Consider the following 14,145-nt stretch of genomic DNA (forward strand, 5'->3'; position numbering starts at 1 on the left):
GTATGAACCATTTGAATTGTGATCCCGACCAAGGGTCGGAAGAGGGTTCGGGGAATTAGCGAGAGGCTATCCCCGGCCGCTTCCGACGCCCCAGAAGCGATCAGGCGAATGAAGAAAGCTCTGAGCACAAAATGATGAGCAATCGAGCTATGGAGAAGCGCTCAACCTCCAATGTAAGGCAATTCGGAGTTGATGGTCGAAAGACGCTTCTCTTGCTGCTTCTCCTTCTCGCGATCCCCGCGAACGACTGCTCCGCGCAGACACCGCCGCCGCCGTTCGACGAACATGCGTTCGAGCGCGTGCCGCCGACGGTCGTGAAGAGATTGGCGACCCGCTTTTCGCTAGGCGCATTCGCCGGCCGCTTCGAGGAGACGCGGCTCGGCGCGGTTCGCGAAGCCGTGGGCGAAGGGACCATCCAACACCAGGGAGACGCTGGAGGTAGCATCTATTGGCTGTGTTATAGGCGCGCGCAGCATCGATTATGGGTCGTATCCAGCGGAGAGATAGGCGGCCCGGACCATCTCGTCACAGAGATCGTTGAAGAGCTCACCGAGAAAGACGCCGAACCCTCGACCGATTGCGCCATCATCCCGGAAAAGTTCGCGCCCCTCGTCTTCGACGGCAAGCTGCATTTAGGTATGTCGCGTTCGGAGGTAGTCACGGCGCTCGGACCGCCGTCGAAGTCGAAAGCTGCTCAGATGGTGTATTCTCACCACGGAAAGCTCGCAGACGGTTTCGATGAGACCGCATGGCTCATTCTCCGATTTCGTGAGGAAAAGCTCGTGTCCATGCGCGGCGGCAAGACCACGACGAATTGAGATGGCCGCCAGCAGCGTTCATGCTTCACAGCGTGATGCGAGCGAGTCACGCCCGCTCGGGCAGGATCCCCATCACATAACCCAGCTTCACCACCACCTTTCGGCGAAAGCAAGCCAAGGGCACTTGGTCATCCACTTTGGCTACGATGCCCCCGAAGCTGCGCCCGAACTGACCCAAGGTGATGGGCAGCCGGGGCCAATAGTTCGACGTTTGCGGATGCGACTGAATCCGCCTGTCGCCTCATGTCGCCTTTGAAGGGTAGATCGGACTTGCCTAGAGCGGTCCAAATCGACGTGATTGGCCCGTGGGCGACCTCAGCCCAAAGCGCGGCGATGTCCGCTTCCCAGAGATGACCTGACCAAGGTCATGCTGACTGCCGAGCGCAGCTTTTGACCCGTTGCGGACTCGGGGAGTTAAGGAGCGGATTTGATCGGCAGCGTTGAAAGGAGCCGATGAACTACCGGCCATGGAAACCGGCAGGAACCCATTCAATCCGTATTTTGTTGAACAGATAGACGCTTTTTGTAGTCGGTGGAATCCGACAAAATGAGCTCCGTAGACGTCGTTGTTCCCTGCTTCCGGTACGGGCACTTCCTGCGAGAGTGCGTCGAGAGCGTTTTGACGCAATCCGGTCCCGAATTGCGCGTGCTCATCATCGATGATGCGTCGCCCGACAATACTGCGGAAGTTGCGAAAGAGTTGGTTGGCTCCGATCTCCGCGTCAATTACCGCAGGCACACCTCGAATCAAGGTCTCATCGCTACCGCCAACGAAGGCATCGCCTGGGTGAAGGCCAACTACATGCTTTTGTTGTCTGCGGACGATTACCTGCTGCCCGGTGCCCTCAACAGATCGGCGGATCTGATGGACGATTATCCTTCTGTCGCTTTCACCTTCGGAGGCGCGGTTGTCGTGGATCAACGGGGGGAGCGTTCGCGCCATAGAACAGGAGTGGGATCCAGAACCCACGTTTTGTCCGGACTTGATTTCATTGCGCTTAGCGGCGCAAGAAATATCGTGCTGTCACCCACCGTAGTGGTCCGCACGAGCCTGCAGAAAAGAGTAGGCGGGTATTTGGCTGACTTGCCCTACGCCTCTGACATGGAGATGTGGTTACGGCTCGCCGCACATGGCGACGTGGGGGTCATTGCTGCTGATCAAGCTGTGTATCGATCGCACTCGGCCAATATGTCAAGCGAGCCTTCGCGGGAGCAAGACCTGCTCCAACGCAAGGCGGCGATAGATCACTTCCTGAATAGTTGCGCCGCCAGGTTGACGAACGCTGATGATCTTCGTGCCTGGTTGATCCACATGTCGGCTCTTGAAGCGATCGGCTGCGCAAGCGCCGCCTTCAATGAAGGAGCGATGGAAAGCTCAGCACGCCTTTCTAAGCTTGCGGTGAGTATCGATCCGAGCGTTCAACGAACGCGGCGGTGGTGGTTTCTCGCCTGCAAGAAGGCTCTTGGGTTGCGAGGATGGCTGCTGGTGCGGCCTTCAGTTGAGTGGTTTAGGTCAATCTTCCAGATTCAGCGCCGCTGAGGCTGCTAAAGCGACTGGGCCGTCATATTCGCTTTTGACCCCAAAGCTGACCTGTCGAGACATCCGCCGCTCTTAGTCAATCGCGACAACCCAACGCACAGGCTGCTGTTAGCTGAGGAGGTACCAAGCACAGCCCGGAAGCGCGGGGTCGCTCTGTCTATAGTCGAGGCGACTAAGACCGAGGAACTCGACACCGCCTTTGCTTCAGCAGCTGCCCAGCGCGCCGATGCAATGATTGTGTTTGGCGACATTCTGACCATTCGCCAAGCCCCACGAGTTGTCGGGCTCGCGGCGGAGTACCATTTGCCCGCGATTTACTTCTTCCGACAATTCGCCGATGGCGGATTGGTCGTCTACGGCCCCGATATAGCCGATCTATTCCGCCGTGCAGGCGGCTACGTCGATAAGATCCTCAAGGGCACCAAGCCTGCCGATCTGCCGGTAGAGCAGCCGACCAAGTTCGAGCTAGTCATCAACATGAAAACGGCCAAAGCGCTCGACCTCACTGTGCCCGCCCCTCGTTACTCGTTCGTGCCGATGAGGTGATCGAATAGAGATGGTATTTGCTGCGATGCATGAGTCCGATTTTAGCCCGTAGCTGACCTTCACGACGACGCCTGCTTAGGCCGCTTCTGACCCATATCGGACTTACTGCCGTTCTCAATTTGTATATCCGATGGACTAGGCTTACCCGGTAGGGGAACCGATCTTACCTTTTCCAGTTTGGAGTGGTCGGAAAGTTTTCGAGGAGCCGCGCCATGGGAGATCGCCGCAAAAGAGTGAAGCAAACTCGCTCCCTTGAAGAACGAATGGCCGAACAGGCCATTAAGCTCAAAGAGCGGGCCAGCCACTTGCCCGCTGGTGCGGAACGTGAGGGCTTGCTTAAGCGAGTCAGGATTGCTGAGACCGGCGCGCATCTAAGCGATTGGTTGACCTCGCCGGGCTTGCAGCCACCCAAGTAAAGGTTTCGGGAAAACCGTCCAATTTGATACTTAGCGGCATTGACAGAGCACGCGGTGTTTCGATGCTCCAAATGATTTTGATAATGTTCGGGGTCGGGACCGTGCTGGTCGGCAGCATAGTCCTCATATTCGAGTGGCGCGCGCTGGTAGGTTATTGGCGCTAACCCGCAAATCTCCCAATGGACGTGAAGTAAGACCGGACAGAGGCCGCCGAGCTAAGCTTGACCTGCGCGCGCGAGGGCGGCAGAGCGCTTTCATACATTTCCTTTCCAGATCAGCCATCGGTAGACGCCGAACACGTTGATAAGTGTCACCACCATGTTTTGCACCATCAGCGCATATTCCGCTGTTAGATGGCCGACGACGATCCAGATCACCGATGCACCGCTCAGTACGACGAAGGCCCAGCCGGTAATGAGTGGCCGCGCCCGGGCAGCTAGGATCAGCCCGGCGCCGATCGTGCCGACTGTCGCCACCCAACGCAGGATTTCATCCATGACGCGTGTGCTCCCCGAAAGCCGACGTCGGAGCGTCGCTCCGCGATTTGCCTATCCGGACGCAGTCACAGGCAGGCCGCCGGAGTGAAACGTTCCGTCTCGTGCGCCGACCACCATGCGACCCCCGCCCGAGCGACTTGGCCCCACAGTGGCGGCGGAAGGTCAGGGTACCACTGTGGTGATCCCGTGCGGTATCAACTCCGCTGCGCCGAGTTTCCATCAACCGGCGTGCTGGCACATTGCCCCGGGCTGCCGAAATGAAATCTGGGCCAAGGACTTATCTGCGCAACGAGATGATCGAATGAGCGCGACTTCCGCTGTTGGCCCTTAGCTGACCAATCTCGGCATGTTGCGTGATGGCAGCTTCTGACCCTAAACGGGCATTAATTTGCGCTAGCCACCCGCCTGCAAGTCTTTGGTTGCGCTTCGGCTGAACATCCAGTGTAGTTTGCACACCAAGGCCCTAAGGATAGGCCTGCGGGCCGAAACGCCCAAAGGAGCAGCGATGACGAAGATCAACAGAAGATCAGCGCTATCACTGGGTTTTGCAACCGCTGCGGTGCTCGCGGCGGGAACATCAGCCTCCGCACAAACTAAGCCACCACAAGGCGTAAGCATCCAACCTTGGGGTAAACGCGAGTCGATGATCCCGGGCTACAAAACAGTCTCAATGCGCGATGTCGTTTATCAGCCAGGTGCGACGACTTCTAACCCGTCCATGCCCAATGACATGGTTTGCCACGTACCCGAGGGCGAACTCCGGGTGAAACAAACCGACGGCATGGAATTTGTTGCGAAGAAGGGTGATGTTTGGACTTGCAAGAAAGGCATCGGCGAAGATCTCGAGAATGTCGGCTCAACTGTCGCGATCATGCGCATTATCGACCTGATACCGGCATGATCATCCGCGCTTCCAGAGTCGGGGATTGATATTCGCCGATACGGAGGATTGCGGAAATTTGGGCTGCCCGAAAGATCGTCGCAGCCAGCGCTCGCGGGGCTGCGACGACCGAGCAGTGGCGACTTCCGCTTTGACCCTCAGCGGACCAATCGCAACATGGTGCGCCACGGCAGCTTTTGACCCAAAGGCGACATCCCCAGCCTCAAAGCCGGAGTCAGTTTGTGGGGTCGTCTGTTTCAATCATCTCTATGCGGCGAGGCTTGAAGATGCCGCTCCACGAGGTAACTCCCTTGAGCCTCGCCTGATCGATCCTGATCTCCTCGAGCCAAGGGGCCTTGATTTCGAGTCTAGTCAGCAGCGGTGTGTCGGGCGCGGCTTCGATCGTGACTGATCGCAATTCTATGTTGGCGCCGATCGCACGGGAGAATTGCTGCGGGCAGAGCTGCTGGGCGCGCTCGTAAGCCTGGCCGGCCGGAAACCAGATGAAGGCCGGATAGGAATCGTCTGCGAGGTCGCGCTTGTCGCCTTCGCCGAGATGGACGAGCGCCGCCAGCTTCAACCCAAATTTGCCCGGGTCATCCGCTGGGATCGGTTTCTTGCAGGCCTTATCGCGGAACCATGTATCGACATCGTAGGTCATCGCCGCGAGTAGCATGCCGTACTCGCCAAGATCGATGACGGAGGCAACGCCCTTGACGATGGTGTAGGTCGTCTTACCTGTGCCCCCAGGAGGCTCCCCCCGTCCAGTAGCGAACTGCGATGATGCTGGAGCCGGACCTGACCGCTCCATTGACGCTGACCGAAAAGGACAGCCGATAACGGAACGTGGCGTCGTCTCTGGCCCCGCAAGCCGCCAGCAAACTCAGAGCGACCAGAATCGCACGGGCTGCGATCAGCCCCGTCAGGACCGCCATCTCCTGCTACACACGACGTCACGACTTATTCTGCTTTGCCTCCAGATATCGCGCGAAGCTGTCGAGGATTGCCTGCCAACCGCCTTGCTGCTGCTCGACCGAGTGCGTCGGTTCGCTGTCGAAGACGACGCGGACGACAACCCCGTTTGGGCCGGGCACGAACTCGACTTCGGCCTTTCGATCGCCGAACGCGTATTCGATCCGCTTGTGTTCAACGATCTTCGTGTAGGTGCCGGCGAAGTCGAAACCCATGCTGCCGTCCTTGGCTTCCATGCGCGACGAGAAGGCGCCGCCGTCACGCAGGTCGACCGTAGCCCTGGTCGTGTGCCAGTCGTCGGAGGCGGCGTTCCACTTCACGATGTCGGCAGGTGTCGTATAGGCACGCCAGACCTGATCGACGGGGGCGGCTACGTTGGTCTCGACGGTAATTCTCATGGGCATTGCTCCAGGTTCGTTTTGACGGTTTGAGGTGATGACATCACTTCACGTGCACGGGTCCATACACGGCCCTTCCGAGCAGTGTCCACCGGAGGACGATCGAGACTGGTCCCTGCCGACATGGTCGCGCCGTTAATGCGTAAAAAAGAAAGGGGTGTCACCAGAACGCCTTTGGGCCATCCGCGACCGATGCCTGAAACGGTAATTGCTCTCGACGGTCGAGGAACGGCCTCCGGCGCAGCTTGTTGGTCAGCCAAACACCAGGAGGCGTGACCATGGAACGCATCAGCAAGGGCCAGATCCTCCTGCTCGCCGTTTTGGCCATGATCCTGATCTTGACCGGTGTCTGGGCCGTTTCGGTATGGAATGCCAGCAGCGGGGTCGAGATCGGCAGGCACGGCTGGATCGCGCTAGGCCTTGGCACATTTTTCTCCTTGCTGATCGGATGCGGACTGATGGCGCTGATGTTCTTCAGCAGCCGCAGCGGTCACGATGACAGCGCCGATCCCTTCCGGCACAAGCAAGACAAATCGGCCGAGTGATGTTCGAGGCCGCTTCCGGCCGCACGCGGCGCTGGCGGCCTCGGATTGAGCCGAGAGATGATGGACCGAGACGCCGGCGAGCTCTCGCCGATGGACGATGCGCGCGCACCGTCGCCTTGAAATCGCGGCGCGGATGGCCTAGGTCTTTGCCGTGCAGCACGGTGTTGTCCAACGACTTCGTCAACTCGCCAGAACGGCCATGTTCGTGGCGATATGGGCCTTTGTGATTCAGGTGACCCTGATCTCGGTTTCGCAGGTGCAGGCGGCCGTTGGCGCGATGCCTGCACCTTCGGTCACGTTAAGTGGTTCCCTGCATTTTCACGATCAGCTGGCGGGCCATGTGCATTCCCATGGCGGTGACGACGCCGAAGGCCACGTTCATGATGGGCCCGATCACGACGACGAGGGCGCTCCAGGCGTGGTTTGGGACATGTTTGGCACCTCCATCGCCTCACCGCAGTTCATCGACCTGCTCGGTTCCTTTGAAGTGCTCGGCGCTGTCGAACTGCCGGTTGCGCGGGTCATTATCGGGGTAAGTCCCGAGGCACTCATCCGGCCACCAAGTACCTTCAGCATCGCGTGATCCCGGCGGCCCTCGGCCGCCGCCTTTTGCATGTCTGAAGGATCTTTCCATGTTCATGAATCAGCGCTGCCCGAAAGGGCGGCCAACAACTCTTTGGCTGACCGGTCTTGGCTGGTTGGCAAGCCTGTTCTTTGGTCTATCAGGCGCCTTTGCCCATGAGGGGCACGATCACGGCGATGCCGACAAGCCGGCGGCTGTCTCATCAGCCTATCCGAGGGTTGTCGCGCGCTCCGAGCTTTATGAGATCGTCGGCATCGTGAAAGACGGCAAGCTTTCCGTTTTCATTGACGATGCAGTTACGAACGAACCGGTTTCGGATGCTGGCTTGCAAGTCACGATCGGCGATTCCGCCCCAATCGAGGCTCCGAGCAACGGAGAGGGTGTCTACACGGCGACGATCCCGAATGGCACACCGCCTGGATCGGTTGAAGTCATCTTCTCGGTTAGCGCCAGGAAGGGGAATGATCTGCTGGTCGACTCCTTCATACCGACGCGTGCCGGCGATGCCCGACTCCCGCAACAGAAGCATGAGCGTGGCTGGCGCTTCTCAAGCCGAACTGCCATCGCTGCCTCCGCGCTAGCTGGCTTGGGTCTCGGCCTTCTCTTCGCCTATTGGAGGCGACGTGGCCGCAGCATGGCCGCCTCCATTTCCGCCGCGATGGCAGGGGCGCTCGTCATTCTCGCCGCCATCATGTTCGGCGAGGGCCGGACGAACCCAACGCCACCGAATCCGCCGGATGCTCCCGCACTGAGCGATGCGCCGCGGCGCCTGCAAGACGGCACCGTCTTCGCGGCCAAGCCGACGCAGCGGTTACTCGATGTACGGACCGCCGCAGCCGAGCCGCAGACGATTCGTCCCGCGGTCACGCTGATCGGCCGCGTCATGGCCGACCCCAACCGGAGCAGCATCGTGCAGAGCGTCTACGGGGGGCGCGTCGTTCCGAGCAATGGAGGCATACCTCGCATTGGACAGACCGTTCGCAAAGGCGATCTGCTCATCCAGATCGAGCCGCATCTGCCGGTCGCAGACCGCACGACGATCCTCGAGAAGGTGGGTGAGATCGAACAGTTGATGGCCGTCACGGAAAACAAGCTGCGACGGCTGAGGCCGTTGGCCGAACGCGGCGCGGTGCCGCAAGGGCAGGTCAACGACCTCGAAAGTGAATTGGAGGGTCTGCGGGCGCGCCGCGAAACGGTCCGAAATTCCCGCACCGGCTTCGAGGAGCTGCGGGCATCAACCGACGGCATCATCACATCCGCGAAAGTCGTGCCGGGCCAGGTCATTCAGCCGCAAGACATCCTGTTTCAGATCGCGGACCCAAGCAGCCTTTGGGTCGAGGCATTGGCCTATGACGATATCGGTTTGAAGCAGCCGGAAGCTGCAACGGCGATGGCCCCGAATGGGCAGCAGATTGCGCTGACCTTCGTTGGAACGAGCCGGGCCCTGCGCCAACACGCATCCGTCGTTCAGTTTGCGATGCCCGAGCCGCCAACGGGCCTCAATATCGGTCAGCCGCTCAATGTGATGGTCCAGACCGGCGCACCCGTAACGGGCCTGCTCTTTCCGCGCAATGCCGTCGTTCGGAGCGGTAACGGCGAGAATATCGTCTGGCAGCACTCCGGACCCGAGCGCTTCGAGCCGAAGCCCGTTCGCGTGCTGCCGGTCGACGCGGCCCACGTGATTGTGGCGGTCGGCCTCAACGAGGGCGAACGCATCGTCGTTCGCGGCACCGACCTCATCAACCAGATCCGCTAGACCGCTCATGTTCAAGCTCATCGTGCAAGCAAGTCTGCGCAATCGCCTGTTCGTGCTGGCAGTAGCCGCCGTGCTGGTCGGCTACGGCCTGTTTGTCCTGCCGAGCGTTTCTGTTGACGTCCTGCCGGATATCAACCGCCCGACCGTCAACATTCTGACCGAGGCAGAGGGACTGGCGCCCCAGGAGGTCGAACAGCTGGTGACGTTTCCGATCGAGACGTCGATGAACGGCATGCCCGGCGTGATCCGGGTGCGCTCGGTCTCGGGCGTTGGGCTATCAGTCGTCTATGTCGAATTCGACTGGGGTATCGACGTTTACCGCGCCCGGCAATTCGTCTCGGAGCGGCTGGCGCTGATCCGCGAACAATTGCCCTCTTCGGTCAATCCCCAGATGGGGCCGGTGACGTCGATCATGGGCGAGATCATGCTCATCGCGCTGACGAGCGATGGCACAGCTTCGCCCATGGAAGTGCGCGAGATCGCCGACTTCGTCGTCAGGCCGCAGCTCCTTGCCATTCCCGGTGTCGCCCAGGTGATACCCATCGGCGGCGAGGTCCGGCAATACCGGGTGACGCCGAACGTTGCGACGATGCAGGCGCTCGGCGTCACTCACGACCAAATCGAGCAGGCGGTCGCAAAGTTCGGCACCAACAGCGGCGGCGGCTTTGTTGACCAGCATGGCCGCGAATATTTGATCCGCAATGTCGGACTCACCAGGAAAATCGAGGACCTCGGCAACACCGTCGTTGCCACCCGCGACCGGCAACCGATCCTGCTGAAGCAGGTCTCCGCCGTTGATTTCGCCGCGCGCACCAAGCGGGGCGACGCCGGCTACAATGGCAAGCCCGCCGTCATCGTCAGCGTCATGAAGCAGCCAGCCGCGGATACCGTGGCATTGACGCGCAACATTGAAGCCGTGCTCAGGGACCTGCAACGCACCATGCGCAGTGGGATTAACGTCACCAACGTGCAATTCCGCCAGGCCACCTTCATCGAGACATCGATAAGCAACGTTGAGCGCGTTCTGGTCGAGGCCGCCATCGTGGTCGCCATGGTCCTGTTCGTCTTCCTGATGAACGGACGCGCCGCGCTCGTTTCGCTGACGGCTATTCCAATCTCGATCCTCGTGACGATCCTGGTGTTCCGCGCCTTCGGGCTCACGATCAACACGATGACGCTGGGTGGCCTTGCCATCGCCATCGGCGAACTGGTCGACGATGCCGTGGTGGATGTTGAAAACATCCTGCGGCGCTTGCGGGAGAACGCCGCGTCGAGCACGCCGCGTCATGTTCTGGACGTGATCTCCGGGGCGAGCCAGGAGGTTCGTTCCAGCATCGTCTATGCAACGATGATCATCGTTCTCGTCTTTGTGCCGCTATTCGCCCTGCCGGGCATCGAAGGACGGCTGTTCACGCCGCTTGGTGTGGCCTATGTGGTCTCGATCCTCGCTTCGCTGCTGACGTCGATCACGGTGACGCCGGTTCTGTCCTACTATCTGCTTTCGGGGCGGACCCATTCAGGCGACCGCGAAAGCCTTGTTGTCACCAGGCTGAAGCAGGCCAATCGGCTGGTGCTCGGATGGGCTTTCGAGCGGCCGGGTCTCGTGCTGAGCTCAGTCGCGGCGGCGGTCGTCGTGGCAGGCTACGCCGCGAGCCAGATGCCCCGCAGTTTTCTTCCCCCCTTCAATGAAGGGACGCTGGTGCTGTCGCTGCAATTCAATCCGGGAATCTCGCTCGCGGAGTCGAACCGTCTTGGACTCCTGGCTGAGCAGTTGCTCGCAAAGGTGCCCGAGGTGAAATCGGTCGGGCGCCGCACCGGCCGCGCGGAGCTCGATGAGCACGCCGAAGGCGTGCACTACAGCGAGATCGATGTCGATCTCGTTTCGTCCGGCCGGCAGAAGGTGGACATTTATGCGAGCATCCGAGAGGCCCTGTCCGCGCTGCCGGCGGCGGTCACCATCGGACAGCCGATCAGCCACCGCCTGGATCATCTCCAGTCGGGTATTCGTGCCCAGATCGTGCTCAAGATCTTTGGACAGGACATCGAGATGTTGCGCCGCCTGTCCGAAACCGTGCGGCAACGTCTATCGGCGATCCCCGGTCTGGTCGATCTCCAGGTCGAAAAGCAGGTGCTCATTCCGCAGGTGCGGGTTCAGGTCGACCATGCTCGCGCCGCACTTCATGGCCTGACGCCGGCCGCGATCATCCAGGCACTCGACACGCTTTCCAATGGCCGGAAGGTCTCCCAGATCGTCGACGGTAACCGCCGCTTCGACGTCGTCATGCGCCTGTCGGAGCAAGACCGTTCGACAACCGGGCTGCAAAACCTGCTCATTCCGACGGGCCTGGAATTCGTTCCGCTGAGCGCTTTAGCTGAAGTCGTCGAGACAGATGGACCGAACCAGATTCAGCGGGAGGGAACCCAGCGCAGGATCGTCGTCTACGGCAATGGGGACGGGCGCCGCGACATCGCCGATATCGCTGCCGACATCCAGAAGGCGGTTCGGGAGCTCGATTTTCCGCAAGGCTACACCACCAACCTCGAAGGTGCCTTTCAAGCCCAGCAGCAGGCCTCGTGGCGCATCGGCATTCTGTCGCTGGCATCCCTGACCCTGATCTTCATCGTCCTCTACAGTCGTTACCGATCAACCGCTCTGTCGCTGATCATCATGGGCGGCATACCGCTCGCCCTGATCGGCAGCGTTGCGGCGCTGAAGATCTCCGGCCAACCCTTGTCGGTTGCGTCGATGATCGGCTTCATCACGCTTGCCGGCATTTCGGCGCGTAATGGGATCCTGAAGATCTCGCACTACATCAATCTCGCCATTCATGAGGGGGAGCGTTTTGGAACCGGGCTTGTCGTTCGCGGCAGCATGGAGCGCCTCAGCCCCGTTCTGATGACGGCGCTCTGCGCAGGACTTGCCCTGACGCCGCTTTTGATCGGCGCGGATCAACCGGGCAGGGAAATCCTGCACCCCGTGGCCGTGACGATCTTCGGCGGCCTGCTCAGCGCCACGATCCTCGACACCATCGTGACCCCAATTTTGTTTCTGATGTTCGGCCAGCCGCCGTTGGACCGCCTGGCGGCCGGACATGCCGCAACCTTCACCCCCGCGGAAGCCTATTGAACTCCGCACAAGCCCCGAGGAGCTACCGATGAGAAAATATGCGTTCCTTGCCTTGATCGCTGTGATCGCCGCTGCCCCGAGTTCTGCCACGGCGCAGGCTAAAGGCAGCAACGGCGGTCCCGTCGTCAAGTCGCAAGGACATCCGATCGAGTTTGTCCGCAAGGGCACGGAAATTGTCTTTTATGTGGGCGACGACGATGGTTCTCCGCTGTCGACCAAGGACATGCGGGGGCGCGCAACGATTCAGGACGGCGGCAAGACCGTCACCGTTCCGCTCGCGCCGGCCAACCCCAACCTGATGGCGGGAAAGCTGCAGGCCGAGCTGTCGCCAAAGGCCATTGTGGTGTTTTCCGCGAGTTTGCACGGTCATTCGCTGACGGCGAGATACACTGCGGAATAGTTGGCGCGCAATAGGTGGCCATGATGCAGGCCGATGGCCTGCAAGCGCCTGGATTTCTGGTGAATCGATGGAGACGCGGCGGTCTTGCCAGCCCGGCAGTCAGCGAAGCCCGCCGTTCGTCCGCAGGGATCGCACGAAATCGATCACTGCCAGAATCATGACGCTGACAACAATGATGATGAGCGGAATGGCCTTGATCCAAACCACCAGGATTCCAAGAAATGTCACCACGAGCGCGAGGCCGATGAGTCCGGTGATCGCGTTGGTCATCGCACGTTCCTTTTCTCCGCACCGGGAGCCGATTTCGCCCCGGCGCTCGCGACTTTGCGCCGAGTGCCACGACCGGTGCGTCCGATGGTCCTGACAAGCCAGTGCGCCGTGCGCAGGAGGCGGGCATCGTTGTCGCGGCGGCCGACGAGCTGAACGCCGAGCGGAAGGCCGGTTTCGGAGCTCATCAACGGCAGGCTGATGGCGGGCACGCCGAGATAGGTCCAAAGCGTGCAGAAAATCGGGTTGCCCGTCGTCTCAATTCCGGGCGCCGGGCCCGGCGCTGCGGGCGTCAGGATCGCGTCATATTCGTCAAACATATGGTCCAGCGTCTGATTGAGCGGCGCAATCCCGGACAGTGCGTTGCGATAATCCAGCGCGAGATGCGTGCGGCCGCGCTCGATCGCCTGACGCAGCGGTGTGCTCAGCCTGTCGGCGCCCCGCTGGTAGTCGCGCCGCAGATTGTGCGCCATATCGACTTCCATGATGATGCGGTGCATATCGACGGCCATGTCGAAGCTGGGCCCAAGCTCGACTTCGCTCGACGCGTCACCCAAAACCTCGACGAGCTCGACAAAGGCATCATGCGTCACCGGCTCGGCCTGATCCCAGACCGGAGAGCGCACGAAGGCAAATCGCGGCGGTAACGGCGGCTCGCTCGCCGCGACCGTGGAGAATGGCGGACACGCAACAGACCGGGTGTCCGGATCCTCTTGGTCGAAGCCGGCGAGGGCCTCGGCGAGCAGGGCCACGTCCTCGACGCTGCGCCCAAACACGCCGACATGATCGAGCGTGCGCGACAATTCAAGCGCGCCGGTGCGCGGAATGATGCCGTGCGTGGGCTTGAAACCGACCACGCCGCAGAAGGCGGCGGGACGGATTACCGAGCCGTTGGTCTGCGAGCCGATGGCACCTGGCACCATCAGCGCCGCAACGGCCGCGGCGGAGCCCGAGGACGATCCGCCGGGCGTGTGAGCCGTGTCGTGCGGATTTCGAGTCTTGCCGGGATTGTAGTACGCGTACTCGGTGGTCACCGTCTTGCCGAGGATCACAGCGCCAGCCGCCCGCAGACGCGCCACGGTCGCCGCATCGCGGCGCGGCGTGCGTCCGGCCCACAGATCTGAGCCGAATTCCGTCGGCATGTCGCCGGTGTCGAAGATATCCTTGATGCCGACGGGCACGCCATGCAGCGGGCCTAAAGCCTTGCCGTGCTTGCGATGATCGTCGGCTGCCTCTGCCTGCCGCATCGCGTGGTCGGGATCGAGGAATGCCCACGCATGGATATCGCGATCGACCTCATCGATGCGCCTGAGGCAGTCGCCGACAAGCTCGGTCGAACTGAGGCGGCCATCGCGGATGCCGGTCGCAGCTTCCGTGAGACCGAGCGCGTTGAGACTCAT

At 60.9% G+C, this 14,145-nt stretch carries 14 protein-coding genes; 9 read left to right on the top strand and 5 right to left on the bottom strand.

The annotated features are described in order from the left end of the window. The first annotated feature begins 212 nt into the window (after positions 1–212). The 3 genes from GGD65_RS00160 (at position 213) to GGD65_RS00170 (ending at position 2,904) form a co-directional block, all read left to right on the top strand. Positions 213–818 carry a hypothetical protein gene (locus GGD65_RS00160; protein WP_183234089.1) on the top strand — a complete coding sequence of 202 codons (606 nt, stop codon included), beginning with the start codon at positions 213–215 and terminating at the stop codon, positions 816–818. Between the two features lie 547 nt (positions 819–1,365). Continuing rightward, a complete protein-coding gene (locus GGD65_RS00165; protein WP_183234090.1) occupies positions 1,366–2,358 on the top strand; it encodes a glycosyltransferase in 993 nt (330 codons plus the stop codon). Positions 2,359–2,517: 159 nt separating this feature from the next. Then, on the top strand, positions 2,518–2,904 hold the full coding sequence (locus tag GGD65_RS00170) for an ABC transporter substrate binding protein (RefSeq protein ID WP_312017691.1): 387 nt from the start codon (positions 2,518–2,520) through the stop codon (positions 2,902–2,904). 670 nt (positions 2,905–3,574) lie between these two features. Here the strand turns inward: GGD65_RS00170 and GGD65_RS00175 are convergent. Continuing rightward, a complete protein-coding gene (locus GGD65_RS00175; RefSeq protein WP_183234091.1) occupies positions 3,575–3,817 on the bottom strand; it encodes a hypothetical protein in 243 nt (80 codons plus the stop codon). A gap of 505 nt (positions 3,818–4,322) precedes the next feature. On the opposite strand from GGD65_RS00175, the gene GGD65_RS00180 reads away from it, so the two are divergent. Beyond that, positions 4,323–4,718 carry a cupin domain-containing protein gene (locus GGD65_RS00180; RefSeq protein ID WP_183234092.1) on the top strand — a complete coding sequence of 132 codons (396 nt, stop codon included), beginning with the start codon at positions 4,323–4,325 and terminating at the stop codon, positions 4,716–4,718. A gap of 214 nt (positions 4,719–4,932) precedes the next feature. On the opposite strand, the gene GGD65_RS40045 is transcribed toward GGD65_RS00180, so the two are convergent. Together GGD65_RS40045 and GGD65_RS00190 are read right to left on the bottom strand one after the other, a co-directional pair. Continuing rightward, complete coding sequence (locus GGD65_RS40045; protein WP_246783170.1) at positions 4,933–5,373, bottom strand: hypothetical protein; 441 nt, start codon at positions 5,371–5,373, stop codon at positions 4,933–4,935. A gap of 277 nt (positions 5,374–5,650) precedes the next feature. Then, a complete protein-coding gene (locus GGD65_RS00190; RefSeq protein ID WP_183234093.1) occupies positions 5,651–6,067 on the bottom strand; it encodes an SRPBCC family protein in 417 nt (138 codons plus the stop codon). A 278-nt stretch (positions 6,068–6,345) separates the two neighbouring features. Between GGD65_RS00190 and GGD65_RS00195 the strand changes: the two genes are divergently transcribed. From GGD65_RS00195 to GGD65_RS00215, 5 genes are all read left to right on the top strand, one after another. Next, positions 6,346–6,612, top strand: coding sequence for a hypothetical protein (locus GGD65_RS00195; RefSeq protein ID WP_018317469.1), 267 nt, complete (start codon positions 6,346–6,348; stop codon positions 6,610–6,612). Between the two features lie 199 nt (positions 6,613–6,811). Beyond that, positions 6,812–7,195, top strand: a complete 384-nt coding sequence (locus GGD65_RS00200; RefSeq protein WP_183234094.1) for a hypothetical protein — start codon at positions 6,812–6,814, stop codon at positions 7,193–7,195. Between the two features lie 49 nt (positions 7,196–7,244). Next, positions 7,245–8,951, top strand: a complete 1,707-nt coding sequence (locus tag GGD65_RS00205; protein WP_246783171.1) for an efflux RND transporter periplasmic adaptor subunit — start codon at positions 7,245–7,247, stop codon at positions 8,949–8,951. A 7-nt stretch (positions 8,952–8,958) separates the two neighbouring features. Continuing rightward, positions 8,959–12,078 (top strand): efflux RND transporter permease subunit, encoded by a 3,120-nt coding sequence (locus GGD65_RS00210; RefSeq protein WP_183234095.1) that lies wholly within the window; start codon positions 8,959–8,961, stop codon positions 12,076–12,078. A gap of 28 nt (positions 12,079–12,106) precedes the next feature. Continuing rightward, positions 12,107–12,478 carry a hypothetical protein gene (locus tag GGD65_RS00215; protein ID WP_246783172.1) on the top strand — a complete coding sequence of 124 codons (372 nt, stop codon included), beginning with the start codon at positions 12,107–12,109 and terminating at the stop codon, positions 12,476–12,478. Between the two features lie 99 nt (positions 12,479–12,577). Here the strand turns inward: GGD65_RS00215 and GGD65_RS00220 are convergent, their stop codons facing one another. Both GGD65_RS00220 and GGD65_RS00225 read right to left on the bottom strand, forming a co-directional pair. Beyond that, complete coding sequence (locus tag GGD65_RS00220) at positions 12,578–12,748, bottom strand: hypothetical protein (protein ID WP_018322909.1); 171 nt, start codon at positions 12,746–12,748, stop codon at positions 12,578–12,580. Continuing rightward, positions 12,745–14,145: an amidase gene (locus tag GGD65_RS00225; protein ID WP_183234096.1), complete on the bottom strand. Its 1,401-nt coding sequence runs from the start codon at positions 14,143–14,145 to the stop codon at positions 12,745–12,747. The genes GGD65_RS00220 and GGD65_RS00225 overlap by 4 nt, the downstream gene beginning before the upstream one ends.

This window comes from Bradyrhizobium sp. CIR18 (assembly GCF_014198295.1).
Classification (GTDB): domain Bacteria; phylum Pseudomonadota; class Alphaproteobacteria; order Rhizobiales; family Xanthobacteraceae; genus Bradyrhizobium.